The organism is Streptomyces sp. NPDC002004 (assembly GCF_053593975.1).
The window spans coordinates 15888-40944 of the sequence record NZ_JBSFDP010000031.1 but is presented as its reverse complement, the minus strand read 5'-3'; the positions used below and the strand labels follow the sequence as shown (position 1 = coordinate 40944).

Genomic DNA, 25057 nt, shown 5'->3' with positions numbered 1-25057 from the left:
CGCGCCGTGACCGCCGTGCGCGCGGCCGGTGCGGTCCGCTCCTGCCGCCACGCCGCCTCGTCGTGCCTGTGGCCGATTGCGTGCCGTGCCCGGGCGGCCCCGGCGGCCTCACCACCCCGTCAGCAGCAGGTGGTTGACCAGCAGGGCCAGCACCGCCTGCGCCGTCAGCCACGCGCGTCGGCCGCGCCGTGGCAGCAGCGCCGTCGCGGGCAGCAGCCACATCGCGAACGGCAGCCAGATCCGTTCCGTCTCCGCCTTGCTCATCCCCGACAGATCGGCCACGGCGACCGCGAGCACCGCGGTGAGGACGAGGACGACGAGCCGGTCGACGGGCCGGGTGCGCCCCTCGGGCACCCGGCGCACGGCCTCCGGCGTCGCCACGGCCGTCCGTCGCAGCCCGGCTGCGGTGGCGGGCCCGACCTGGAGCACCAGGCACGCGAGGTCGGCCCACACCCAGTACGCGTAGGGGCGTACGCCGCCCGCGCCCTGGTAGTAGCGCTGCACGAGCAGCCGGTACGCCTCCCCGTAGTCGAATCCCGCGAGCGCGAACGCGACCGGGACGACCGCGGCGCCCGCGAGCAGCCACGGCAGCGTGGCGACGACAGGACTCCCGCCCGTCCGGGCGGAGCCGCTGGACCGGCGGTGGGTGAGCAGGAGCACGGCCGCGGCGAACAGCGCGAAGACCGTGAGGCCGTAGGAGAGATAGGCGGTCAGCCCGAACAGCAGACCGGAGCCGAAGGCCGCCGCGGCCCGTGCGGCCCCCCGCCGTGCGGTCGCGACGGCCAGGAGCGCCACCGCCCACGCCGCCACGGCTGCGAAGTACCCGTCGGCGGAGGCCCCGATCCACACCGCGCCCGGTGCGAGGACGAGGAACGGGGCGGCCCGGCGGGCGGTCGCGGCATCGGTGAGGGCGCGCAGGGCCACGAGGACGGCGGCCGCCGCGGAGCCGCCGAGGGTGATGCACCAGGCGCCTGCCCAGCCCCCGCCGCCCAGACCGATCCGGTCGAGTCCCACGAAGGTGAGCGTCGCGGCCGGGGGATGCCCGGCGACGTGCGGCGGCCAGTGGTCGGGCGAGTGCAGCAGGATGTGGTGCGTGAAGTCCCGCAGGGCCGCGCCGACGTCGTGGAACCGGTCGATGACCCGGAGGTACTCGTAGGGGGCGGTGAGCCGCCCGGCGACGCCGCGCTGCCAGCCGTCGACCAGCGCGAGCGACCAGATCCACGCCATCGAGACGACCCAGGCGCCCGGCACCAGCACCCGCCACGACAGCCGGTCGGCGAGCACCGGCCCGTACGCCACCACGGCGGCCGCGACGGCGAGGGCGGCCGGGGTGCCCGGACCGGTGTGCGGCAGCCAGTTCGCGTACAGCGGCGGCCAGCCGACGTGCAGGGTGTGGTGGGCGTGCTCGACGGCGCGGCCGACGACGACCGCCGCGGCGAACAGCAGCGCGGCGAGCCCGGCGGCGAGCAGGTCGAGCCGGACCGCGCGCCGCTCGGCGCGGGCACAGCCGTCCTCGCGGGCCCCGTCGGCGGCCTCTTCGGGGCCGTTCTCCGGGGCGTTCTGGGGGTCGTCTTCGGTGCTCACGTGGGCACGCTAGGCCGAGTGGGTCCGCCGGGGGGCGTACGGCGGGGCGATGTCAGCGTTTCGTCATGGGCCGAGCCCCCTTTCCGGGGCCCGGCACGACTTACGGTCGCGGCATGGGCGACGTACGAGACGTACCGAAGGACCTTCTTCCCACCTCCCCCGGCTTCTGGCGCAGTCCGCTGCGCGGCCCGTGGCTGACGTCCGTGCTCGGCGTGGTGCTGCTCGGCGGCATCACGCTGGTCTCGGTGACCGGCCTGCTGTCGTACGCCGCCTACAACCCGGACCTGGCGCGGGTGAACGACAAGACCCCCGGCAAGGGGCTGCTCGGCTTCTACCTCTTCTCCTGGCCCACCGACCCGCACTGGCTCTACCGCCTCACCCAGGGCGTCCACGTGACCCTCGGGATCGTGCTGGTCCCGGTCCTGCTCGCGAAGCTGTGGTCGGTCGTGCCGAAGCTGTTCGCACTGCCGCCGGCCCGGTCGGTCGGTCACGCCCTGGAACGGCTCTCGCTGCTCCTGCTGGTGGGCGGTGTCCTCTTCGAGTTCGTGACGGGACTCCTCAACATCCAACTGGACTACATCTTTCCCGGCTCGTTCTATCCGCTGCACTTCTACGGCGCGTGGGTGTTCCTGGCCGGCTTCGCCGCGCATGTGGCGCTGCGCGGCCCACAGGCCTTCCGGGTCCTGCGGGGCCGCCGACAGACCGAGGAGGACCGTGAGTTGGTGTCGCCGCGACCCGCCGAGCCCACCATCTCCCGGCGCGGAGCGCTCGGCATGGTCGGCGCGGGGTCGCTCCTGCTGCTGCTCACGACGGCGGGGCAGAGCATCGGCGGCGTGCTGCGGCGCACCGCGCTGCTCGCCCCGCACGGCGGCGCGGACCCGGCGCTGGGCGGCGGCGGCGACTTCCAGGTCAACAAGTCCGCGGCGGGTGTCGGCATCGACCCGCGCGAGACGGGTGAGGACTGGCGGCTCACGGTCACGGGGCCGGCGCGCACGGTGCGGCTGTCGCGCGCCGACCTGATGGGCATGCCTCAGCACGACGCCCTGCTGCCGATCGCCTGCGTGGAGGGCTGGTCGACGAACGATCTGCACTGGAGCGGTGTGCGTCTGCGGGACCTGGCCGAGCTCGTCGGGCATCCGGGCACCGAACCGCCGGACGTGTTCGTGGAATCGCTCCAGCGGCACGGCGCCTTCCGCAAGGGCGCGCTGCGCGCCAACCAGGTCCGCGACCCGCGGTCGCTGCTCGCCCTGCGCGTGGGCGGGGCCGACCTCACGCCCGACCACGGCTATCCGGCGCGGATCATCGTCCCGGCGGCGCCCGGGGTGCTGAACACCAAGTGGGTCATGCATCTGACGTTCGGGGAGCTGTGATGACCGTGAAGAAGGGGCTGCCGTCGGCCGCCGGGGCCGCGCTGCGCTGGACGGGCGGCGCGCTGGGTGCGGTCCGCGCCCGCGCGGGCCGCTGGTACGGGGAGGGCCCGGCCCACTTCGCCGTCCTCGTCGTGTCGTTCGCCGTGGCCGCGTACGCGGGGGTGCGCCTGCTCCAGGGCGACTGGGTCGGTGTGACGATGTGGTTCGTCGGGGCGGCGCTGCTGCACGACCTGGTGCTGGTGCCGCTGTACGCGGCGGCGGACCGCGCCCTGCAGACCGTCGTGGGCCGTCCGTGGCTGAACCACATCAGGGTCCCGGCGTTTCTGTCGGGCCTGCTCCTGCTGGTGTGGTGGCCGCTGGTCACGGAGCAGCGGGCCGCGCACTACACGTCGGCGACCCGGCTGCCCGCCGATGTGTTCCTGCCTCGCTGGCTGACCGTGACGGCGGTGCTGTTCGGCCTGTCGGCGCTGTGGCTCGCGGTGCGGACGGCGCCCCGGGCATGGCGGCGCACAGCGTCGTCCGTGCGGCGGCGCAGGGCGACGAAGGGGCGGCCGCCCGCCGTCCACTGACCGGCGCGGCGCCAGCCGGCGCGGCGCGCGTGCCGCACGAGGGCGCCGACGCCGAGCCGTGCCCAGGGGAAGAGCTCGCCGGTCCGCTCGGGGTGGCCGTCCGCGACCACGCCCACGTGCACCCGCTCGTCCACCTCCGCGGGCGCGGCCTCGGCGATCAACAGGCCGCCGGGTGCGACGAGTTCGGCGACCCGGACGAGGAGCGTCCGCGGATCGCCGCCGATCCCGATGTTGCCGTCGATGAGCAGCGCGGTGTCCCAACGGCCTTCGTCCGGCAGCGGTTCGAACACCGAGCGGCACAGCGCCTGCCCCTGCCCGGCCCCGGCCGCCGGGCCGGCCGGCGGGGAACCCAGCCGCCGCACGGTGTGTGCGACGGCGGCCTCGCTGACGTCGATGCCGAGCACCCGGTGGCCGCGTTCCGCCAGTGCGTCGACCAGCCGCCCGGGCCCGCACCCGATGTCGAGCACGGCGCCCTCGCAGCGCACCAGGGCCGACAGATCGGCCGCGTCGGCGCACGCGCACCACCGCTCGACGTCCAGCGGCAGCAGCCATCCGTCGGTCCGGCGGAGATAGAGCGGCCCGCGCCCGGCCCGCAGGGCGGCGGCATAGGGTCCGGCGGACCAGGAGGGCGGCGGGGGTGCGACGGGACTCCGGGACACGACGGGGGTCTGCGGCACGAGGACGCTCCGTGGGGTGAGGGGGGCCCGGGGCACGACGGCGGCCTGGGGCGCGGCGGGACTCCGGGGCGTGACGGCCTGGGGCGCGGCGGGACTCCGGGGCGTGACGGCCTGGGGGATGACGGGGCTCCGTGGGGTGGCTGAGGTCCTGGGCACGGCGGCGGCCTGTTGCGCTCCTGCGGCCTGACGCGGAACGGCGGCCTGTTGCGCTCCTGCGGTCTGTTGCGGTGCCGGGGTCTGTTGCCGTGCGGCTGCTTGGTGCGGTGCTGCGGCCTGTTGCGCTCCTGCGGCCTGCTCCGTGGCTGCGGTTCGTCGCCGTTCTGCCGCTCGGTCCGGTCCTGCTACTCGGTGCGTCGCTGCGGCCCGTTGCGGTCCCGCGGCCTGCCGTGCGGCGGTGCTCTGCTGCGTGACCTCGGACGCGGACACCGGCGGGACGGAGGGGAGGCGGGGGACGCCGGTCATCGGGGTCACCGGTCCGTGCGCCGGTCGAGGGCGGTGAGGGCGGCGGCGAAGCGGCCGGCGGGAGCGGCGGCGGCGACCGCCGCGGCGTCCTCGGCCGTGTCCACGTCGCGCAGGCGTGGCAGCTGCCGCACCCGCAGCCCGGCCCGGAGCAGCCGCGCGAGCTGCTGCCGCCCGGTGGTGGCCTCGGACATGGGGACGCCCCGCACCAGTTCCGCGCAGGCGTCGGGCGCGGCCAGTCCCAGCGCCCAGAACCCCCCGTCCTCGGCGGCGCCGAACCAGGCGTCGCACCCGGCCCAGGCGTCGTGCGCGAGCGCGGGCGCGAGCAGGGCGGGGGTCACCTGGGGTGTGTCCATCCCGATGAGCAGGGCCGGGCCGCGCTGCGCCGCGAAGGCGGCGGCCAGCCGCTCGTCGAGCCCCCCGGTGCACTGCGGCACGACGTCGACACCGGCGGGCAGCCAGGGCCCCGGGGTGCCGTCCAGGACCAGGATCCGGCGACGGGCGGGCGCCGCGAGCACGGTGTGCAGGGTGTCGACGAGGGAAGCCTCGGCGAGCCGGGCCGCCTCGACGGGCGTGTACGGCGGACAGAGGCGCGTCTTGACCCGGCCCGGCACGGGTGCCTTGGCGAGCACGAGGAGGGTGGTGGGGCCGGTTCCGTCCGCCGCCGGTTCCGGGCGTTCGTCCTGCGGACCGGTGGGCGGCACGGTCGCGTGCGCGTTCATCGGGCCGTCGTCTCCGTCCGGGGCCGGGGTTCCGCGAGGACGGCGCGCATGTCGCGCACGGCCTGCCAGGTGCCGCGCCAGGTCCCGGTGACCTTGGATCTTCCGGTGCGCGGCAGGTACGGCACGTCGCGTTCCTCGATGCGCCAGCCGGCGTCGGCGGCCCGGACGACCATTTCGAGCGGATAGCCGCTGCGCCGGTCGGTGATGCCGAGCCCCAGAAGGGCCTCGCGGCGTGCGGCGCGCAACGGGCCCAGGTCGTGCAGGCGTACGCCCGTGCGGCGCCGCAGCATCCCGGTCAGCGCGAGGTTGGCGGCCCGGGCGTGCGGCGGCCACGCGCCCCGGGACCGTGGCCGGCGGCGCCCGAGCACGAGGTCGGCCCCGCCGGCCGCGATGCGCTCCACGAACGGCACGAGCAGCGACGGGTCCAACGACGCGTCGCAGTCGCAGAAACCCACGACATCGGCGGTGGCCGCGGCGAGCCCGGCATGGCAGGCGGCGCCGAAACCACGGCGGGGCTCGGGCACGACGGTCGCCCCCAGGTCCCGGGCCACGTCCGCCGAGCCGTCCCGGGAGCCGTTGTCCACGACGAGGGCGCGCCAGCCGTCGGGCACCCGGGACAGCACCCACGGCAGCGCGGCCGCCTCGTCCAGGCAGGGAAACACGATGTCAACGCTCAGATCCGCATCCACACGCTCACCCTACGAACCCAAAACCCCATAAACCGCCCATGGCGTCCTTACGAAACAGGGACGGCGCCCTCGACGGCGCCCCGGGCCGGTCCGTGGCGGCGGGGGCGGTGCGACGCTGGGAGCATGCAACCCGCCGCCAGGATCCTGCTCGTCGACGACGACCCCACCGTCGCCGAGGTGGTCACCGGCTACCTCACCCGCGCCGGTCACACGGTCACGCATGCGTCGGACGGCCCCACGGCCCTGTCGCACGCGGCCGCCGACTGGCCCGACCTGGTCGTCCTCGACCTCATGCTCCCCGGCATCGACGGCCTCGACGTCTGCCGCAGGCTCCGCCAGAGAGCCCCGGTGCCGGTCGTCATGCTCTCCGCCCGCGGCGACGAGGACGACCGGATCCTCGGGCTCGAGGTCGGCGCGGACGACTATGTGACCAAGCCGTTCAGCCCGCGCGAACTGGTGCTGCGCGTGGAGTCCGTACTGCGCCGCTCCCGGCCCCCGGGGGCCGCGGCCGAATCCGGGCCCGACGGCGAGGTGCTCGGTGCCGGGGGCCTCCTGGTGGACCCGTCGGCCCGGCGCGTCACCCGGGACGGCACGGAGCTCGCCCTCACCGTCCGCGAGTTCGACCTGCTGGTGTTCCTCCTCCGCAATCCCGGACGGGTCTACAGCCGCGAGGAGCTGATGCGGGACGTCTGGGGCTGGGACTTCGGCGACCTGTCGACCGTCACCGTCCACATCCGGCGGCTGCGCGCCAAGGTCGAGCCCGACCCGGCGCGCCCCGCCCTGATCCAGACCGTCTGGGGCGTCGGCTACCGCCTCGATGCGCCGTCCCCGGCGCCGCGGTAGAACGGCCCTTCACCAACCAGGGATTCCCTGTGCGCGATCTTCTCCTCATCGCCCTGCTCGCCTTCCTCGGCGCCGCAGCCGCCGGGCTGCTCGGCGCCGTGGCGCTGCGTGTGCTGCGGCACCGCTCCCTCGCCGTGTCGCTCACCGTCGTGTCCGCCGTCGCCGTGGGCGCGATGCTCGCCGGCACGCTCGCCGTCGCCTGGGCGATGTTCCTGTCGCCGCACGACCTGACGGTCGTGACCACGGTCGTCGCGATGGCGGCCGTCGTGTCGCTGGCGACGGCGCTGCTGCTCGGCCGCTGGGTGGTGGCCCGCAGCCGGGCGCTGACGCTCGCGGCCCGTTCCTTCGGCGAGGGCGGGGCCTTCGCCGCGCCCGGCGGCGGGGCGACACCCGCCGAACTGACCGCGCTCACCCGGGAGCTGGAGGCGACGAGCGCGAAGCTCGCCGCGTCCCGGGAGCGCGAGCGCGCCCTGGAGTCCTCACGCCGCGAACTCGTCGCATGGATCTCGCACGACCTGCGCACCCCTCTCGCGGGGCTGCGCGCCATGGCGGAGGCGCTGGAGGACGGCGTCGCCGCCGACCCCGACCGGTATCTGCGCCAGATCCGCACCGAGGTCGAACGGCTCAACTCCATGGTGGGGGACCTGTTCGAGCTCTCCCGGATCCACGCCGGCGCCCTCGCCCTGTCCCGCTCCCGGATGTCCGTGCACGATCTCGTCGGCGACGCCCTCGCGGGCGCGGACCCGCTCGCCCGCGAACACGGCGTACGGCTGGTCGGCGACCGTGTCGACGCGGTCCCGGTCGACGTCGACGGCAAGGAGATGAGCCGTGTCCTCGGCAACCTCCTCGTCAACGCCATCCGCCGGACACCGGCCGACGGGACCGTCGCGGTCGCCGCCCGCCACACCGCGGACCCCGACCGGGTCGTCCTGTCCGTCACCGACGGCTGCGGCGGCATCCCGGACGAGGACCTGCCGCGTGTGTTCGACACCGGCTGGCGCGGCACCGACGCCCGGACGCCCCCGGCGGGCGCCGGTCTCGGCCTCGCCATCGTCCGCGGCATCGTCGAGGCCCACAGCGGCCACGCCGCCGTGCACAACGTCCAGGGCGGCTGCCGGTTCGAGGTGATCCTGCCGGTGGCCCCGTGAGCGGACCGGGCGGTGCAGCCCTGCCGTCGAGCCGAAGGCGGAGGCCGCGCCGCCCGGCCTGGAGCGCTGTTCTCAGAACCGGCCCTCGCGCTGCGGCGCCGACGCGAACTCCCGCATGCCGTCCGCGAATCCGACCTGCGGCCGCCAGCCCAGCTCCCGTCGCAGCCGCGCCGAGTCCGCGGTGATGTGGCGGACGTCGCCGAGACGGTACTCGCCGGTGACGACCGGTTCCGGGCCGCCGGCCGCCGACGCGAGCGCCGTCGCCATCTCGCCGACCGTGTGGGGCTCCCCGCTCCCGGTGTTGTAGACGACGAGCCCGCCGGGAGCGCCCGCACCCTCCAGCGCCAGCGCGTTCGCCGACGCCACGTCCCGCACATGCACGAAGTCCCGGCGCTGGCGTCCGTCCTCGAAGACCCGGGGAGCCTCGCCGCGGGCCAGGGCCGAGCGGAAGAAGGAGGCCACTCCGGCGTACGGGGTGTCGCGCGGCATCCCCGGCCCGTACACGTTGTGGTAGCGCAGCGACACCGCCCGGCCGCCCGTCGACCGGGCCCAGGCGGCGGCCAGGTGCTCCTGGGTCAGTTTGGTCGTGGCGTAGACGTTGCGCGGGTCCGTCGGTGCGTCCTCGGCGACCGTGCCGGGACCCAGCTCCGATCCGCAGGAGGGGCACGGAGGCTCGAAGCGGCCCGCGTCGAGGTCGGCGACCCGGCGCGGCCCCGGGCGCACGACACCGTGCCGGACGCACTCGTACCGGCCCTCCCCGTACACGACCATCGACCCGGCGAGGACGAGCGAGCCGATGCCCGCGTCCGCCATCTCCGTGAGCAGCACGGCCGTTCCGAGGTCGTTGCAGGAGACGTACGCCGTCGCGTCCGCGGCGAAGTCCTGGCCGAGGCCGACCATCGCCGCCTGATGGCACACCGCGTCGACGCCGCGCAGCGCCGCCGCCACGGCGTCCCGGTCGCGCACGTCCCCGGTGATCCACTGCGTCGCCGGCGGGCACGGGCCGGGGTGCGGCGGGGGTGGCACCACGTCGTACACCACCGCCTCGTGACCGCGTTCCGTCAGCGCCTCGACGACGTGCGTGCCGATGAATCCGGCCCCGCCGGTGACCAGTACTCGCATGGCTCCACGCTAGGCGCGCACCCGCGCCCGAGCGGCCCTCCGCGCCCCGGCGTCACCGCCTCGTAAGGGATCCACCGGGGCCACCGGGGCCCTGCCTCGTCAGGGGCGCGGGTCGGGGCGCGTCCGCACCGTCCGGCCGTCAGGCAGGGGTGGGCGCGTTCCGGTCGGGACCGGGGGCCTTGACGAGCAGTTCGGGGCGGCCGGTGACGAGGAGCCAGGCGGGGAGGGTCGCGACGCAGAGGGCGGGGAGGAGGTCGATGTCGAGGGCGACGGCGACGGCGGTGAACAGGCTCAGCCAGCCCAGCCGGGTCGTCGCCAGGAGGACGCCCAGGACCCCGCTGGTGATCGCGATGGCGCTCGGGACCGCGGTGACGAGGGCGTGGGCGAGCATGCCGAGGGCCGTTCCGACGAACACCGCGGGGAAGATCCGGCCGCCGCGGAAGCCGGAGGCCGTGGCGACGACGAGGGCGGCCAGCTTGACGACGGCGAGCAGGGCCAGGTTGCCCGCGCTGTGCTCGTCGGGGTGGGCCACCAGTTGCTTCATCTCGGTCAGACCCTTGAACAGGGTGAGCGGGCCGCCGAGCGCGCCGAGGCCGCCGAGCACGAGCCCGCCCGCGGTGAGCATGAGGACGGGGTTGCGCAGACGGTGGAAGAGCGCGTGGACATGGGGCAGGGCGTAGACGGCGACGAGGGCGATCGCCGCCGCCGCCGTCGCGATGACCATCGCGGAGAAGACGTCGACCACACGGGGGCCCGGGTAGGGGGCCGCGTTCACCGCGAGCGTCTCGTTCTTGACGACCCTCGTCGTCAACGCTCCTGCGGCCGCCGCGATGAGCGGGGCGAAGAGCCGGTCCCACAGGGGGCGGGGGTCGCCCGTGGCGGCCGGCTCGGACATGACCAGCGCGGCGGCGACCGGGGTGTCGAAGAGCGCGCCGATGGTCCCGGCCGCGGCCAGGGCGCCCCATGCGGCGGTGGGGGTGCGCGGCATCGCCCGCACCCCGAGGGCGAACGCGAGGGCGATGTTGATCGACGTGATCGGGTTCTCCGGACCCAGGCTCACCCCACCCGCGAGGCCCAGCACAGCGGTCACCGCGATCCCGGGCAGCACCCGCACGGGAAGCGGTGGGTCGGAGAGGCCCGTGCCCGCAGGGTCGGGGCCCGCGTGGCCCGGGACCTTCCACACGACCAGACCCACCACGACACCGGTCGCCGTGAGCACGGCCGCGGTCCACCCGGGCCCGTAGCCGTCGATGCCGAGCGCGCCGGGCAGGCTCTGCCAGATCCGGACCCGCAGCCAGTTGGCCCCCGTGTCCAGCAGATACAGCATCAGGCTGGACCCGATGCCGATCAGCAGGGCGGGAACGGCCAGCGGCAGAAGGGCGCGTGCCTGCGGGGTGGGCCGGAACGGGGACGGCCGGCCGGGGGAACCGCCGCCGGGCGAGCCGCCGCCGGGCGAGCCGCGTGCCGGCCCGCCCGGGGTCTCGTTCGCGCCACGCTCCCCGTTCACACCGTCCGGCCGCGACCGGTGTCTGCGCACAGCGCCCAGATCACGAAGATGCCGATGAAGATCGCGATGATCGACCAGACGGGCTGGTACGGCAGCCAGACGAACTGCGCGATCACGTAGAGACAGGTCAGGCCGACGCCCGTCGCCCTGGCCCAGTCCGCGCCCTTCAGGATGAACCCGCCGACGAGGAGGACGAGGATCCCGATGATCAGGTGGATCCAGCCCCAGCCGGTCAGGCTGAACTTGAAGGTGTACTGGCCGAGCCGCGAGTACACGTCGTCCTGGGCGATGGCTGCGATGCCCTCGAAGATCCCGATGATGCCGATCACCATCATCACGACGCCCGCGAACGCGGTGCCGCCCGCGGACCATCCGCCGCCGGACGGCGCGGGCGTGATGACCGGTGCGCCGTGACCGGGGCGCGTGGTCGCGGTGGGGCTGGTACCGCCCGCGTTCGGGGTGCCGACGGGGCCGTCGCCGGTGGGAGTGGTGCTGCCGCCGGATATGCCGCTCATGGCGTTCCGTCCTCTCTCGTCTGTCGTCCGGTCCTAGTCGACTCCGGGTCCTACCGAGCCTCGGGCCGTACGCGACGGCGGGCGACCCGGTGTGGGCCGGACGGGTGACGGGGTGACCCCGGGATGCGAATGATCGCGCCGCATGCGAGCTTTGAGCCGTATGTCCCGCCGGGCGTATGTCCACGGGCGGGCCCTCGCCCCGCCCCTGCCCCGGCCTCCCGAAAGGCGGCATCCATGAAGCGTCTGCTCGCGACCGGCGCGGTCTGCATGGCCAGTGCGACGGCGGCCCTCTCCCTCGCCGCGTGTTCCAGCAGCAGCAGCGAGACGCCCGCGGAGAAGGCGAGCAAGGCCTCGGCGCAGATGTGCACCGATCTGAACACGCTCAAGGCCGACAACGCCAAGCTCAAGGCCCTCAATCCGGCGAACGCCACCAAGGACCAGATCAAGAGCGCGGTGGACGCGGTGCAGACCGACTGGAGCAACGTCAAGGAGGAGGCCACCGCACTCGCCACCGCCCGCCGGGACGAGGTCAAGAGCGCGGCCGAGAACCTGAAGAAGGCGTACCAGGACCTGCCCGGGGACACGACGGGCAAGGACGCCCTTGCCAAGATCCAGCCGCAGATCCAGGGCCTGGACCAGGCGATCGCCTCGGCGTCCAGCAACCTCCATTGCTGACACACCGCGTGGTACGCCCGTGAGCGGCACCCACGAGGACACGGACGACCTCTCCGCGCTCGCCGCCGAAGCCTGTGTGTACGGATATCCGCTCGTCTCCCACCTGGAGACGGTCGGCGCTTTCCTGGACCGGGGCTTCGGCGGCATCGGCGCCACGCCCTTCAACCACTTCGGGCACGCGACCCGGCTCCCCGGGCCCGCCGACGCGTTCGCGTCCGCCGGGGACGCCCTCGTCCCCCGCGTCCCGGCCGACGTCCTGCTCTCGCTCGCCCAGCTGGACCTGTCCGGCGGCCCGGTGCGGCTGCATGTGCCGGACACCGACGGGGCGTACTACGTCCTGCAGTTCATGGACGCGTGGAGCAACCCCTTCGCCTACGTGGGCGAGCGCGCCACCGGCACCGGGGAGGGCGAGTGGCTGATCGTGCCGCCCGACTGGGCCGGCACCGTCCCCGACGACGTCACCGGGGTCATCGACGCACCGACGGCGGTCGTGTCCATCGTCGGGCGCAACGCCTGCCACGGGCCCGACGACGTCCCCCGGGTCCGTGCGCTCCAGCAGGGCTTCACCCTCACACCGGTGGGCCCGGTCCGCCGTCACCACACCGAACTGCCCGCCGGCGACCCGGACGTGCCCCGGCCGCTGGAGTTCCTGGAGCGGATGCGGGTGTGGATGGCCGACTATCCGCCCGCCGCACCGGACCAGGAGTACCAGTCCCGCTTCCAGCCGCTCGGCCTGCTGGAGGAGGGACGTTCGCCGTACGCCGCGGCGGAGCCCGCCTTCGTACGGGCTCTGGAGGCGGGGCTCGCGACCGGGCGGGCGCGGGTCGAGGAGGCCGCCGCGGAGTCGTCGGCCGACGGCGCACCGCTGCCCGGAAATCCCGCGCCGGGTCCCGAACGGGCGCCCGGTGCCTGGCGGATGAACCCGCATCTGCGCGACCACGGCCTCGACCACTTCGGCGTGGGTGCGATCGACCTGGACCGGTGGAAGGCCCCCGACCGTGCCAGCGCGCACCGGCTGCGGGCGGTCGCGGCGCGGGTGGCCCCCTGGGCGGACCACGGCTACGAGGCCGTCTGCGCGCACACGTCCACCGACGCCGCGGGCGAGCCGCTCGGCGGCGACCGGGCGTACACGCTGCGCTTCGACAGGCCGCCCGCGGTGGACGGCAGCTGGTCGATCGCGGTGTACGACGCCGCGGGCCACCGGCTCGTCGAGAACCCGGCCGGGCGGCACACGATCGGCGACCGGACGCCCGGCCTCGTGCGCGACCGGGACGGCGGCCTGACGCTTCGGCTGAGCAGGGACCGCCCCACGGACCCGGCGCAGGCCGCGAACTGGCTGCCGACGCCCGAGGGCGGATTCCGCCCCGTGGCCCACCTGCGCGCCCCCCACGAGGCCGTCCTCACGGGGGAGTACGAACTGCCGCGCATCGAGCGGAGGTGAGCGGGCGTGGAGGGACGCGGAGGAGAGCAGGAGCGGGGCACCGAGCACGGTCCGGAGCCGACGCATGTGCCCCCGCTCGCCTGGGTGGCGACCGTCGGGGGGATGGCGGGCCTGGTCGCCTTGTACTTCGCCGCGCCGATCGACTGGTTCGGGCCGGCGCACCCCGTACTGAGCTGGACCACCTTCGTCGTGGCGCTCGCCCTGATCGCGCTCCTGCTGATCAACCACATGCGCGACGTCGTCCTGGAGCGTCCGAACGCCCACCCCGCCATCGCCATCATGCTGCTGCTGACGCTGACGCTGCTCGTCTTCTCCGCGGCGGACTTCGCGCTGGCGCGCCAGCCGGGTGCCTTCCAGGGGCTGAGCACCCGGCTCGACGGCCTCTACTTCACCGTCGTCACGCTCGCGACCATCGGATACGGGGACATCGTCCCGCTGACCCAGACGGCGCGCATGGTCACGCTCTTCCAGATCGTGTACAACCTCGTCTTCCTCACGGCGGCGGCGGCCACGCTCTCGCGGCGGATCAGGTCGCAGATCGCAAGGATGCCTGCGCGGCGGCGGAAGCACCGCTCCTGAGGTCGGGCCCTGGGGCGGGCCGGAGACCGGACTCGGGGCCGGGCACCCGCCCCGTGCGCTCCCGGGCGATGGCCGCCGCGTCACGCCGGAAGGCCCACTCCATCTTCGGCTCCATCGCGAACCGGAAGGCCCGCTGCACCGGCGGGGTGCACAGCACCGTGATGAGCGTGGCCGCGGCCAGGGTCACCGCGACCTCGGCGTACGGCGTGTGCATCCAGTCGTGGTCGTACCAGTCCCAGAAGCGCGAGCCCTTCGCCACGAAACCGTGCAGCAGATAGCCGTACAGCGTGCCCGCGCCCAGCGCCGTGAACCACATCCTGCGGCGCGGCACCCAGGCGAAGAAGCAGGCCACCAGTACGAGCGAGCAGCCGAACATGGCCAGTGTCATGACGGCCCCGGTCCAGCCGGGCGCGGCGAGCTCCTGGGCGCTGTCGCGCCGGTAGAACCAGGCCGCGTTCATGTGCGGCGCCGCCCAGTACGCGAAGACGAGGGCTCCCGCGAGGACGGGCACCGCGAGCAGGCGGACCTCCCTGCGCCGAACCAACTGGAAGTGGTGCGGCTTCAGGCACAGCCCCAGCACGAAGAACGGCAGGAACTGCAGCACCCGTTGGAGGTCGAGGTCGTCACCGATGTCGGGGGAGACCGAGGCGAGGGCGGCGATGGCGAGCGCGATCGGCAGCGGCCACCGTGCGACCTTCCACAGCGGCGTGGTCAGCCGCCAGATGAACAGCGCGGCCAGGAACCAGGTCAGATACCAGGGGTCCAGCAGACTGATCGGATACGTCGGGTCGTCGTCCGCCCAGCGCTTGAAGAAGGTGTACGCCACCTCGAAGATCACGTACGGCACGGCGACACCGGTCACCAGCCGCTTGAGCCGCGCCGGGCTCGCATCGAAACTCCGGGAGAAATAGCCCGAGATGATGATGAAGGCGGGCATGTGGAACGTGTACACGGTGATGTACAGCGCCGCCGCCGCCCGGCTCCCGCCGCGCAGGGGCTCCCAGGCGTGCCCCATCGCGACGAGCACGATCGCCAGGTACTTGGCGTTGTCGAAGAACGCGTCACGCTTGCCGGCGTCCTTGCCCGCGGGTGCGCGCTTCGGGTTTCTCTGCGGGGGCAGGGCGTCGAGCGTCATACCCGCCCGTGTACCCCCGGACGGCGAATCCGTGCGCTGGGGCGGCAGCGGCATCGACCGGGGGCCGAAGGGCTGCAGTGTCTCGCTCACGGCCCCTCCCACAGGCAACCCGGGCAGGTCATTCTGCGTCTTACGGGGAATGCGGGAGTCTCATCGGTGCGCAACATCACCGGCACCGTAACCATCGGTGCCGGTCTCCGTAAACCCGCCAGTCACGGGCGTTGCACGGGTCACAACCGGTGCGCGGGGGGCGGCGCACGGCGCGCCGTGCGCGCAGGATGGTGGGGCGGGCCCGGACAGCGGGGTTCGTGCACCGGCGGCCGACCGGCCGTGACCGGAATCCGAACACCCGGTGCCGGTACGGGAGTCGAGGGGACCGAGGATGGCGGAAGGCCGTACGGGCGGCCGGCCCGGGTGGCGTCTGCTCGCCCTGGTGGCCGCGGCACTGGTGATCTGGTTCGTGTTCCGCGGAGGCAACTCCCCGCAGCCGCAGGCGGCGCCCTCGGCGCGCCCGACCTCGTCGCCCACCCGGTCGTCCCACCCGTCGGCGACGAGCGCCGCACCCCGGCCGTCCCGCTCGTCGTACGCGCCGACCGGGTCGTCCGGCCCGTCCACGGGATACGACCCCGCCCACTACGCGCCTCAGGTGCGCACCCACGCCGCCCGGGCGGGGATCGATCCGCGCCTTCTGATGGCCGTCCTCTACAACGAGGCGTACAAACCGCACGATCCGGAGCTCGAGCGTGCCTGGCAGCGCTACAAGCCGGACGCCTCCTTCGGGATCGCCAATATGCACCGGGCGGCCTTCGACGAGACGAAGCAGGGCCGCGACTTCGCCGGCCGCCGCTGGGACGAGCTCCCGGACGACCGCGACCTCGCCGTCGAGGCGGCGGCCTGGTACCTCCACGACCTGGCCCGCCGGTTGCCGGCCCGGTGGTCCGCCCCCTACACCAAGGACCAGCTGCTGGCGCTCGGCTACAACGCCGGCGCCGGCAACATGCTCGCCTTCGCCGGCGGAGCGACCCCGGGCCCCCAGGCCCGGTCCTACCTGGACAGACTGCGGACGAACTGGGGGAAGGCTGGCGCGGCGGTCGCGGAGCGGACGCCGTAGGAGGGGACGTCGTGGCGCACCCGCGACTTGGCCCGACGGGGCGGCCGTCGGTCGGAGGCCGCGGTCGTCGGTCAGAGGTCGAACTCGTGCGGCGGCAGGTCGAGCGTGAAGCACGCCTCGCGCACCACGGCCTGCTCGGTCTTGTCGAAGTCGCCGTCGGCGCCGCCGATGACGATGCCGATCTGCACGACGGCGCGGGCCTCGGCGGGCTTCTTCTTCGCCTTGGCGATCTCCTGGAGCACGCTGACCTTGCCGAAGTCGAAGTCGGCGGTCAGCTTGTTCAGGTTGTCCTCGAAGCGGCGGCGAAGGTCGTCCGCCGGGAAGTTCTGCAACACCTCGTTCGTGGCGATGAGCTGGGCCACACGCTGACGCTCGGACGGGTCGATGGTGCCGTCCGCCGCAGCGACCAACGCGCACATCGCCATGCTGGCGTCGCGGAAGGCGCCGCTCTTCAGGTCGTTCTTCTTCGCCACGAGCTGGGTCTGCATCGTCGACGCGGACTCCTTGATGCGGTCCCACAGGGCCATGAGAACTCCATCTGTTCGTCGTGAATGGCTACAGCACCGTAGAAACTAATGACGAGACGGGTAAGTTCCGGCAGATCGGGAGAAGTTCGCCCCCCGTACGCCGGCTCGTCGGGCGCGGTACGCACGGGGTACGCCCCGCCGGCGGCCGGCGGTCAGTCGCGCGAGTTGCCGAACAGGATGCGGTAGGCGATGAGCAGGACGAGGGAGCCGCCGATCGCCGCGCCCCAGGTGTAGAGGTCGAAGAAGTGCTTCTCCACCGGGCGGTGGAGGAACCGGGCGGAGAGCCAGCCGCCGACGAAGGCGCCCGCTATGCCGATGAGGGTGGTGCCGAACAGGCCGCCCGGATCACGTCCCGGGAGCACGATCTTGGCGATGCCTCCGGCGAGGAGACCGAGGATGATCCAGCTGACGATGCCCATGGCAGTGTCCTTTGCCGGGCTGTGCGGCAGTGAGGCGGCCGGGCACAGCGAAGACGGTGGATTCGCGCGACCGTGCGTTGCTCAGTTGCGCAACCCTACAGTCGTCGTGGAGGACGCGACACGGGCCGCGGGTGGTTGCGCTCGGTGCCTGGGTGCCTGGGTGCCTGGGTGCCTGGGTGCCTGGGTGCTCGGTGTCCGGTGTCCGGAGGATCCCTGTCCCGAGGTCCGTTTGCGGAGGGTCGGCCTCCGGCGGCGGGCGCGCGGAGGCAGGCGCCCGAACCGCGGGGGGAGGCGCGGCGGGACGGGGCAGCACCGGGGAAGGCCCGCGCGCTCGGCCGCGGGGTATGCCGCGGCCCCGCCCCTAGACTGGGCCACCGGCCGGGGCACCGGTGCACCGCGGGTGCGGGGCCGCCGGCCGGGAGCGACGGGAGAGGACTGTGGCGGCAGACGGCGGTGGATTCGTGGACCCGCCTGCCGAGGTGCTGGCGGAGGCGGCCGCGGCCTTCGGGCTGCTGGCGTCGTCGGCGCGGCTGCACATCATGTGGGCCCTGGCGCAGGGCGAGAGCGATGTGACCCATCTCGCGGACCGCGTCGGCGGTGCCCTGCCCGCCGTGAGCCAGCACCTGTCGAAGCTGAAGCTGGCCGGTCTCGTGCGCTCCCGCCGTGAGGGCCGCCGGCAGGTCTACTTCGTCGACGACCCCGATGTGGTGACCGTCGTCCGGCTGATGGTCGGACAGCTGGCCGCGCGGGCCGAGACGGCGTCCGCCGTGCTGCCGCGACTGCGCCGGGCCGGTGCCTGAGACCGAAGCCGCCCCCGGAGCGGGCCCCGGGGCGCCCGGCTCCCCGGCCGGGACGGCGCGCCGGGACACGCCCCCGGATGCCCGCACGGGCGGCATCGCCGTCGCCCCTGCGCCCGCCCCGCCCACCGCACTCCAGGAGCTGCGCGCACTCGGCAGCGGCCCGCGCGGGCTGACGGAGGCCGACGCCGAGGACCGTCTGGGGCGCTTCGGTGAGAACACGGTCCCGTCCCGCCGTACGCCGTCCTGGCCGCGGCTCTTCGTCCGCAGCCTCCGCGACCCCTTCACCGCCGTCCTGCTCTCCCTGGGCGTCGTGTCGGCGGCCGTGGCCTCCTGGGGAACAGCGGGCGTGATCACCGTGCTGGTGGTCGTCGGCTGTGTGCTGCGTTCGTCCGGCGAGCACCGGGCCGACCGTTCCGTGGCGGCCCTGCGGGAACTGGTCGCCACCACCGCGACCGTGCTGCGCCGGCCCGACGAGGATGCGGCGCCCGTCGCCCGTGAGCTCCCGGTCGATCAGCTGGTGCCGGGCGACGTGGTCCGGCTGGGCCCCGGCGACCTCGTACCCGCCGACGTACGGCTGCTGCGCGCCACCGGCCTGAACGTGTACCAGGCACCGTTGACCGGCGAGTCGGCCCCGGTCCCGAAACATCCCGTGGACGAGCCCGGCTCAGGGCCCGCCGACGAGGTGTTCGGGCAGCCGCACCTCTGCTTCCAGGGCAGCAGTGTCGCTTCGGGCAGCGGCACAGCCGTCGTCCTCGCGACGGGTGCGCGGACCCGGTTCGCCGCCGCGCACGGCCGCTCGGGGGCCCGGGGACCGAGCGCCTTCGACCGGTCCGTGCACGGCATCTCCTGGATCCTCATCCGGTTCATGCTGCTGACCCCGCCGCTGGTGCTCATGGCCAACGCCGCGCTGCGCGGGCGCGGCCTGGAGACGTTGCCGTTCGCGGTCGCGGTCGCGGTCGGGCTGACGCCGGAGATGCTGCCGGTCATCGTCACCACCTGCCTGGCGCGCGGCGCCCGCCTGCTGGCCGGCAGCCACGGCGTGATCGTCAAACGGCTGCCCGCGCTGCACGACCTCGGCGCGATGGATGTGCTCTGCCTGGACAAGACCGGCACGCTCACCCAGGACCGGCCGGTCGTCCACCGGGCCCTGGGCGCGGACGGCCGGGACGACCCCGAGGCGCTGCACTGGGCCGCCGTCAATGCCTGGTGGACCCTCCAGCTGGCCGACCTGCCCGCCCCGGACGCCCTCGACCAGGCGATCCTGGAGGCGGCCGACGACGACGCACCGGAGCGGTACGAGGCGGTGGGCGTCCTGCCCTTCGACCCGGCGCGCCGGCTCTCCACCGCCGTCCTGCGCACCCCGGGCCGCCCCGGCGCCCGCACCTACGTCGTCAAGGGCGCCGTCGAGAACGTACTGGAGCGCTGCGTCCTGGACGACGGCGAACGCGAGCGGCTGCTGGCCCTCGCCGCCGCGCAGGCGGACGACGGCCTGCGGGTGCTGGCCGTCGCCACCGCCGAACGGCGGGCCCCCCACCGCGACCCCGCCCCGGCCGACGAACGCGGCCTGGACTTCCGGGGCTTCGTCACCCTGCGCGACGCGCTCGCCCCCACCGCCGCCGAAGCCCTGCGGGTGCTCGCGGACCGGGGCGTCACCGTCAAGGTCCTCACCGGGGACCACCCGGGCACCGCGGCCCGCGCCTGCCGCGACCTCGGCGTCGCCGTCGGACCCGCCGACGTGGTGAGTGCCGGCGGCTTCGACGGCCTCACCGGCACCGAGCTCGCGGACGCCGTGCGCCGCACCACCGTCTTCGCCCGCTGCACCCCCGAGCACAAGGCACGCATCACCGCAGCCCTGCGCAGCGGCGGTCACACCACCGGCTTCCTCGGCGACGGCGTCAACGACCTCCCGGCGCTGCACGCAGCCGACGTCGGCATCGCTCCGCGCGACGCCGCCGACGTGACCCGGGACAGCGCCGACGTGGTCCTCGCCGCGAAGGACCTCACCGCGATCGACCGCGCCGTCACGGCGGGGCGGCACAGCAGCGGCAACATCGCCACCTATCTGCGCGTCACTCTCTCGTCCAACCTCGGCAACGTCATCGCGATGCTCGCCGCGGGTCTGCTGCTGCCCTTCCTGCCGATGCTCCCGGCGCAGGTCCTCGTGCAGAACCTCTGCTTCGACGCCGCCCAGCTCGCCTTCGCCCACGACCGGCCGCACCCGTCCGTGCTGCGTCGTCCGACGGTGCTGCGCCCCGGGGACTTCCTGCGCTTCATCACCGGCTTCGGCGTCCTCAACGCCATTGCCGACCTGGCCACCTTCGCCGTCCTCGCGCTCGCGCTGCACGGCCCGGACGCCCTGGACGACGAGGCGGTCTTCCACTCCGGCTGGTTCACCGAGAACCTGCTCACCCAGGCCCTGGTGATGCTCCTGCTGCGCCCGGGACGGCTGCCCGGCCGCAGGACCGGGGCCGCCGTGGACGCAGACGGCGCCCGCCGGGGGCGCGGGCACCCCGTCCGCCGGGCGGCCGCCGTCCTCGCTGCCGTCGGGCTGCTGCTGCCCGCATCGCCGGCCGGACCGGCGCTGGGCATGACCCCGCTCCCGCCCGCGTACTACCTCCTGCTCGCGGCCGTCCTCGCGCTGTACGCGGCGGGCCTGGAGCAGGTCAGGGCGCGATACGAACGCCGCCGGTGAACGCGGGGCCCGGTGCGGGCCGGGGCGTGCCGTACCAGGACCGTTTCCTCCCCAATGGTTGTACAGTTGCGCAAAATAGCAATCATGTCCGAGGGCGGCGTGCCCGGCAGCCGTCCTCGTCCGGTGAAGAGACAAGGGTGGGCTGGATGCTCCGCAACGGACTGGAACCCTGGCACCTGCTGATCGTGGCGATCGCGTTCATCGTGCTGTTCGGATCGAAGAAGCTGCCGGACGCCGCCCGCTCGCTGGGCAAGTCCATGCGCATCCTCAAGAGCGAGGCCAAGGCCATGAAGGAGGACGGCGCCGCGCAGTCCGCGACCGCTGCTCCCGCGGAGGCCTCCGACGCGCAGGCGTCCCAGGCCGTCGCGTCCTCCGTGGCCGAGCCGGCCCAGGCCCGGCCGGTCCCGCAGGAGAACGCCGCGCACTGAGCGGGCGCACCGCACCACGGCTTGCATCCCGCACTGCGCCTGCCGCTCCGACGGACCACGGGCCGGAAGCACACCTTGCTCCTGGTTTATCCGGCTCGCGCGTCGAGCACGTATGGATGCAAAGGTGCTGGAGGCACAGGGCATTGCCGGGGGGCACTGCGTCACGACTGTGGGCCTCCGAGTCCGGGGGGATGGGCCGATGGCCGAAAAAGGCAATGGGATCGTCGTGACTCTGATCGGGGCAGGGGCGGCGATCGTCGCCGCGCTCATCGGTCTCGTACCGTGGATGCTTTCCGGCGGCGATCACGACGCCGACAGCGGGAGCCCGCCGGCCGGCACCTCCGCGACTCCCGCGAGCGGCACTCCGAAGGCGCCAGGCCCGCACGCCGGCGTCCCCGCCACGGAGTCGGCATCCCCGTCCACATCACCCGTGGACGCCGGGCGCCTCGTGCGCTGGAAGGGACCCCTGCGTCTGTCGGACGGCAGCTTCGACTTCGACTACGCCCCGCCCCACCACAGCGACATCTACGGCGCCGGCACCATGGGGCTGGCCTTCCAGGAGCCGGACAAGCTCGTGTGGCAGTCCCAGGTGGAGGCCGCCCCCTGGAGCGGCGGCAGGACACCGAGCCGCGACGACTGCCGCGATGCCATCACGTCGAACCCCTTGAGCGCGGACGAGAAGCGCGGATACCGGTACCGCGTGGGCGACGAGTTCTGCAGCACGACCTATGCCCAGAAGGCCGTCGTGTACTTCAAGGTCACCGGCAAGGAGGGGCAGACCACGACGATCAGGGCGATCGCCTGGGACGCCCCGGCTTCCTGAACTCCACGCGACCGTACGGTGCATGGACGTGGCATCGGTGAACTCGCCTGCACCGGACGGGATCTGACCGTGCTCCCGGCGGTCCGCGGCAGCTGTCGTGCACCGCTCAGCGGACCCCTCGTACGCGAGATGCCGCACGGCAGGGCGGGGGATACGATGACAAAGGCGTCATACCTCACAAAAGGCGCTGCCGACAAAAAAACGGGATGTACGGCCGCTGTGGGGTGATGTGCGTTACGCGTGACGGAGCGAGGCTTCTCCCGTCGGTGTTCTGCGCGCCCGCTGCGGCGGGCGACGGAGCCGTCACGCCCCACCGGCCGCACTGGTGACTCCCCCACGCCTCCCCAGGAAGGTTGAACGATGAATCGGACGCGTCGTCTTGCAGCACTCACGTTCCTGGTCGCCCCCGCACTCGCGGTGGGCCCCGCGCTTGCCGCACACGCATCGACCGCCACCGTGCCCGGCGCCCCGTCCGGCGCGGCGTGCAACGTCGAGAAGGAGTCGAACGGCAAGTACCACCTGTGGGGCGTGGGATTCAACGGTGTCACGAAGGTGACCTACTCGGGCTCCAGCAAGGGCACCGTCTCCACCGACAACTCGGGACGGTTCGACGTCGACGGCCTCAAGGGGAGCAAGTTCACCGTCAAGACGGCCAACGGGACGACGACGATTCGCTGCGCCATGGTCCAGCACTGAGGCTCCGCGCGGTGGCGCCGTCGAGCACCGCTGCGTCGGCGGTGCACCTGCCGACCGCCCCGGACGGCACGGAACCCCCAGGTCCACGACCTGGGGGTTTCCGCTGTGTACGACACCCGACCCGGACTCAGTGGTCGGGGTCCGATCAGGGTGTGCTCAGGGGATTTCCCCGATGAGTGGGGCTGCTGGTCCGGAAGAGACTTGGGATCGGGCCGGTCGACCGCCGGTCCGACCGCGACCCTTCTGGAGAGCCCTGCCGTGAACTCCTCTGTCCGTCGTACCCGTTGGTCCACCCTGGCCGCGTCCGGCACTCTGCTGGTGACCCTGGCGGCATGCATGGCGGCTCCCGCCTCCGCCGCGACCCCGGTGCCCAAGCCCGCTGCCGCCACCGAGCCGTTGCCCGGGCTCGACCCCTCCGAGCTGAAGGCGGCCATGGGCGGCCTGCCGAACGCGGACGTCACCGGCGCGCTGGTGCGGATCACCGGCCGCGCGGGCCACTGGTCGGGCACCTCGGGCGTGGGCGACCTCCGGACCGGTCAGGGCGTCCCGCGCGACGCGCACATCCGGATCGGCAGCATCTCGAAGGTCTTCACCGCCACCATCGTCCTCCAGCTCGCCGCCGAGCACCGGATCGACCTGGACGAGCCCGTCCAGCGGTACCTGCCGGGAGTCCTGCCCGCCGACCTGCCGCCCGTCACGGTGGGCAGTCTGCTCAACCACACCAGCGGCCTGCCGCGCGGCGCGGACAGCCCCGACTTCGGCGACGGCAGCCCCGAATGGTTCGCCGCCCACCGTCTGAAGAGCTTCTCCCCGCAGCAGGTGGTCGACCTGATGGCGGGCCAACCGATGGAGTTCGCACCGGGCACCGCGCAGCAGTACAACGGGATGAACTACTACGTCGCCGGCATGCTGATCGAGAGGGTCACCGGGCACCCCTTTGCCCACGAGGTGCGGTCCCGGATCACGGGGCCCCTCGGCCTGCACGACACCTACGTCCCCGACTCCGACGACCCGAGCCTGCCGAGCCCGCACTCCCACGGCTATCTGACGGTCACGTCCGCGGACGGCAGTACGCATCCGGCGGACGTCACCGAGCAGAGTCCCTGGCCCTGGGCCGAGGGCGGCATGATCTCCACCCCCGCCGACCTCGACCGCTTCGTGACCGCACTCTTCCGCGGCCGTTTCCTCCCGCCGGCCCAGCAGGGCGAGCTCTTCGCCGTCCCCGACGTCCCCAGCTTCCACAGCAGTCAGTGCCGCACCCAAGCCGACGCCGGCCGAGCCTGCATGACCATGGGCCTGATGCGGGTCAAGGCCTCCAACGGCGTCGTCGTCTGGGGCAAGACCGGCTCCCGCCCCGGTTACACCAGCGGTGTGTTCTCCACCCGCGACCTCTCCCGCAAGATCGTCTACTCCCTCAACCCCACCAACCTCAACGGCACCGAGGCCGGCTACATCCAGCGGATAGCCGCCGCCTCCTTCGGCCCCATCGTCCCGGCCGGAAGCTGACGGGGCGGGACGAACCGGTCGCGAAGGCGCCGGTGCCGCAGGCGCGTTGGTCCGCCGCAAGGCGAACCTGCGCGCACCGGCCCGCCTTCCCCCGCCACCGCGGCGGCTACCTGGAATGAGCCGGGTGCCGTCCCCTGCCGGCCCAGCGATGCCGGTGGCACCTGGTCTGCCTAGGATCTGCGGCATGGCGAAGCGCGGCGTGCGGCGACGGGCCCGGAAGATCCTGGGGGAGGAGCCCGTGGCCCTCGTCTGGTGCGAGATCCACAAGGCCATCCCTGCACCGCCCCGGGACGTTCACCGGGCAGCGGGCAAAGGCCGGTTGAAGCCGGGCCATCACTGGCTGCTGTACGTCGGCGGCGTCGTGTTCTTCTTCGTCGTGGTACCGATGATCCTGATCGACAAGCTCGGCGACGGACCGGCCCGACGACGGGGGGACCGACGCCCCCGCAGGAGCCACGCCCCCGAGCGCGATCCTGTGCGTGACCCGGCCGACGGCGTCTTCGACGGCGACTGGAGTCTGACCGCGGGGCAGCTGCTGTTGCGGTGGTACGGCCACTCGCCCAACCCCAAGCGCCTGGTCCTGCTCGCTCGGGACCGCATCTGTGTGGCCGCGTCCCCCCGCCGCCGGCTGGCGCCCACCAAGGCCGACGACTTCCGGACCGTCGCGGAGTTCCCCCTCGAGCAGGCCCGTATCGAGGGGGAGGCGGGCCGGCCACGGGGCTTCGCCACGTTCCGGCTCTGCTTCGCCGACGGTTCCTGGCTTGAGCTCGGCCGCCTGGGCGAGCCGGAGGACGCCGACCACTTCCTGCGGACGGTCAGCAGCTGATCCGTTCGGTGTTCGGGAGGCAGCCTCGACCGGTTCGAACGAGCCGCCGTTCACCGTGGTCGTCCGCTCGGAAACCACGCTGTGGGCACGGACGGCAAGGGCCGGTAAAAGGCGATGCGTGCGCACGGACGGGCGTTGCCCGAAGCCGGTTTCCCGGCACTCGTGCAGGGTGGTGGTGACCGTGAACCCGACGG

24 protein-coding genes are annotated in these 25057 nt (G+C 73.8%); 14 read left to right on the top strand and 10 right to left on the bottom strand.

Going from position 1 to position 25057, the window contains the following annotated elements; translation table 11 throughout:
* Positions 1 to 108: 108 nt before the first annotated feature.
* Positions 109 to 1470, bottom strand: a complete 1362-nt coding sequence (locus ACWCP6_RS30205; protein WP_450935790.1) for a hypothetical protein — start codon at positions 1468 to 1470, stop codon at positions 109 to 111.
* 227 nt (positions 1471 to 1697) lie between these two features.
* Here ACWCP6_RS30205 and ACWCP6_RS30200 point away from each other — a divergent pair, with 227 nt between their 5' ends.
* A complete protein-coding gene (locus tag ACWCP6_RS30200; protein WP_450935757.1) occupies positions 1698 to 2954 on the top strand; it encodes a molybdopterin-dependent oxidoreductase in 1257 nt (418 codons plus the stop codon).
* A 382-nt stretch (positions 2955 to 3336) separates the two neighbouring features.
* Here the strand turns inward: ACWCP6_RS30200 and ACWCP6_RS30195 are convergent, their stop codons facing one another.
* From ACWCP6_RS30195 to ACWCP6_RS30185, 3 genes are all read right to left on the bottom strand, one after another.
* Positions 3337 to 4200 (bottom strand): class I SAM-dependent methyltransferase, encoded by an 864-nt coding sequence (locus ACWCP6_RS30195; protein WP_450935756.1) that lies wholly within the window; start codon positions 4198 to 4200, stop codon positions 3337 to 3339.
* Between the two features lie 467 nt (positions 4201 to 4667).
* On the bottom strand, positions 4668 to 5381 hold the full coding sequence (locus ACWCP6_RS30190) for a TIGR04282 family arsenosugar biosynthesis glycosyltransferase (protein ID WP_450935755.1): 714 nt from the start codon (positions 5379 to 5381) through the stop codon (positions 4668 to 4670).
* Positions 5378 to 6070, bottom strand: a complete 693-nt coding sequence (locus ACWCP6_RS30185) for a glycosyltransferase family 2 protein (protein ID WP_450935754.1) — start codon at positions 6068 to 6070, stop codon at positions 5378 to 5380. The genes ACWCP6_RS30190 and ACWCP6_RS30185 overlap by 4 nt, the downstream gene beginning before the upstream one ends.
* Positions 6071 to 6193: 123 nt before the next feature.
* On the opposite strand from ACWCP6_RS30185, the gene ACWCP6_RS30180 reads away from it, so the two are divergent.
* The gene (locus tag ACWCP6_RS30180) at positions 6194 to 6913 is read left to right on the top strand and encodes a response regulator transcription factor (RefSeq protein ID WP_450935753.1); all 720 of its coding nucleotides are present in this window, start codon (positions 6194 to 6196) and stop codon (positions 6911 to 6913) included.
* Between the two features lie 29 nt (positions 6914 to 6942).
* The gene (locus ACWCP6_RS30175) at positions 6943 to 8061 is read left to right on the top strand and encodes a sensor histidine kinase (RefSeq protein ID WP_450935752.1); all 1119 of its coding nucleotides are present in this window, start codon (positions 6943 to 6945) and stop codon (positions 8059 to 8061) included.
* A 72-nt stretch (positions 8062 to 8133) separates the two neighbouring features.
* Here ACWCP6_RS30175 and ACWCP6_RS30170 read toward each other — a convergent pair whose 3' ends face one another.
* The 3 genes from ACWCP6_RS30170 to ACWCP6_RS30160 all read right to left on the bottom strand — a co-directional run bounded on the left by ACWCP6_RS30170 (position 8134) and on the right by ACWCP6_RS30160 (position 11205).
* Positions 8134 to 9183 carry an NAD-dependent epimerase/dehydratase family protein gene (locus tag ACWCP6_RS30170; protein ID WP_450935751.1) on the bottom strand — a complete coding sequence of 350 codons (1050 nt, stop codon included), beginning with the start codon at positions 9181 to 9183 and terminating at the stop codon, positions 8134 to 8136.
* 139 nt (positions 9184 to 9322) lie between these two features.
* The gene (locus ACWCP6_RS30165; RefSeq protein ID WP_450935750.1) at positions 9323 to 10690 is read right to left on the bottom strand and encodes an ion channel protein; all 1368 of its coding nucleotides are present in this window, start codon (positions 10688 to 10690) and stop codon (positions 9323 to 9325) included.
* The gene (locus ACWCP6_RS30160) at positions 10687 to 11205 is read right to left on the bottom strand and encodes a DUF7144 family membrane protein (protein WP_450935749.1); all 519 of its coding nucleotides are present in this window, start codon (positions 11203 to 11205) and stop codon (positions 10687 to 10689) included. Before ACWCP6_RS30160 ends, ACWCP6_RS30165 begins: the two co-directional genes overlap by 4 nt.
* A 234-nt stretch (positions 11206 to 11439) precedes the next feature.
* Between ACWCP6_RS30160 and ACWCP6_RS30155 the strand changes: the two genes are divergently transcribed.
* From ACWCP6_RS30155 to ACWCP6_RS30145, 3 genes are read left to right on the top strand one after another with little or no spacing between them, the layout of a single operon-like run.
* Positions 11440 to 11880: a hypothetical protein gene (locus ACWCP6_RS30155; RefSeq protein WP_450935748.1), complete on the top strand. Its 441-nt coding sequence runs from the start codon at positions 11440 to 11442 to the stop codon at positions 11878 to 11880.
* A gap of 19 nt (positions 11881 to 11899) precedes the next feature.
* Complete coding sequence (locus tag ACWCP6_RS30150) at positions 11900 to 13321, top strand: DUF1254 domain-containing protein (RefSeq protein WP_450935747.1); 1422 nt, start codon at positions 11900 to 11902, stop codon at positions 13319 to 13321.
* 6 nt (positions 13322 to 13327) lie between these two features.
* Complete coding sequence (locus ACWCP6_RS30145; RefSeq protein ID WP_450935746.1) at positions 13328 to 13900, top strand: potassium channel family protein; 573 nt, start codon at positions 13328 to 13330, stop codon at positions 13898 to 13900.
* Here ACWCP6_RS30145 and ACWCP6_RS30140 read toward each other — a convergent pair.
* A complete protein-coding gene (locus tag ACWCP6_RS30140) occupies positions 13848 to 15035 on the bottom strand; it encodes an acyltransferase family protein (protein ID WP_450935789.1) in 1188 nt (395 codons plus the stop codon). The genes ACWCP6_RS30145 and ACWCP6_RS30140 overlap by 53 nt on opposite strands.
* Before the next feature lie 382 nt (positions 15036 to 15417).
* Between ACWCP6_RS30140 and ACWCP6_RS30135 the strand changes: the two genes are divergently transcribed.
* Positions 15418 to 16146, top strand: a complete 729-nt coding sequence (locus ACWCP6_RS30135) for a lytic transglycosylase domain-containing protein (RefSeq protein WP_450935745.1) — start codon at positions 15418 to 15420, stop codon at positions 16144 to 16146.
* 71 nt (positions 16147 to 16217) lie between these two features.
* Here the strand turns inward: ACWCP6_RS30135 and ACWCP6_RS30130 are convergent, their stop codons facing one another.
* Together ACWCP6_RS30130 and ACWCP6_RS30125 are read right to left on the bottom strand one after the other, a co-directional pair.
* Positions 16218 to 16673, bottom strand: coding sequence for a tellurite resistance TerB family protein (locus ACWCP6_RS30130; protein ID WP_450935744.1), 456 nt, complete (start codon positions 16671 to 16673; stop codon positions 16218 to 16220).
* A gap of 152 nt (positions 16674 to 16825) precedes the next feature.
* The gene (locus tag ACWCP6_RS30125; RefSeq protein ID WP_450935743.1) at positions 16826 to 17092 is read right to left on the bottom strand and encodes a GlsB/YeaQ/YmgE family stress response membrane protein; all 267 of its coding nucleotides are present in this window, start codon (positions 17090 to 17092) and stop codon (positions 16826 to 16828) included.
* Between the two features lie 437 nt (positions 17093 to 17529).
* On the opposite strand from ACWCP6_RS30125, the gene ACWCP6_RS30120 reads away from it, so the two are divergent.
* From ACWCP6_RS30120 to ACWCP6_RS30090, 7 genes are all read left to right on the top strand, one after another.
* Positions 17530 to 17892, top strand: coding sequence for an ArsR/SmtB family transcription factor (locus ACWCP6_RS30120; RefSeq protein WP_450935742.1), 363 nt, complete (start codon positions 17530 to 17532; stop codon positions 17890 to 17892).
* Positions 17885 to 20584 carry a magnesium-translocating P-type ATPase gene (gene mgtA, locus ACWCP6_RS30115; RefSeq protein WP_450935741.1) on the top strand — a complete coding sequence of 900 codons (2700 nt, stop codon included), beginning with the start codon at positions 17885 to 17887 and terminating at the stop codon, positions 20582 to 20584. The genes ACWCP6_RS30120 and mgtA overlap by 8 nt, the downstream gene beginning before the upstream one ends.
* Before the next feature lie 146 nt (positions 20585 to 20730).
* A complete protein-coding gene (gene tatA, locus ACWCP6_RS30110; protein ID WP_450935740.1) occupies positions 20731 to 21012 on the top strand; it encodes a Sec-independent protein translocase subunit TatA in 282 nt (93 codons plus the stop codon).
* A 226-nt stretch (positions 21013 to 21238) separates the two neighbouring features.
* The gene (locus tag ACWCP6_RS30105) at positions 21239 to 21835 is read left to right on the top strand and encodes a hypothetical protein (RefSeq protein WP_450935739.1); all 597 of its coding nucleotides are present in this window, start codon (positions 21239 to 21241) and stop codon (positions 21833 to 21835) included.
* Positions 21836 to 22195: 360 nt separating this feature from the next.
* A complete protein-coding gene (locus tag ACWCP6_RS30100) occupies positions 22196 to 22531 on the top strand; it encodes a hypothetical protein (protein WP_450935738.1) in 336 nt (111 codons plus the stop codon).
* Positions 22532 to 22789: 258 nt separating this feature from the next.
* Positions 22790 to 24037, top strand: a complete 1248-nt coding sequence (locus ACWCP6_RS30095; protein ID WP_450935737.1) for a serine hydrolase domain-containing protein — start codon at positions 22790 to 22792, stop codon at positions 24035 to 24037.
* 184 nt (positions 24038 to 24221) lie between these two features.
* Complete coding sequence (locus ACWCP6_RS30090; protein WP_450935736.1) at positions 24222 to 24863, top strand: hypothetical protein; 642 nt, start codon at positions 24222 to 24224, stop codon at positions 24861 to 24863.
* Positions 24864 to 25057: the final 194 nt, after the last annotated feature.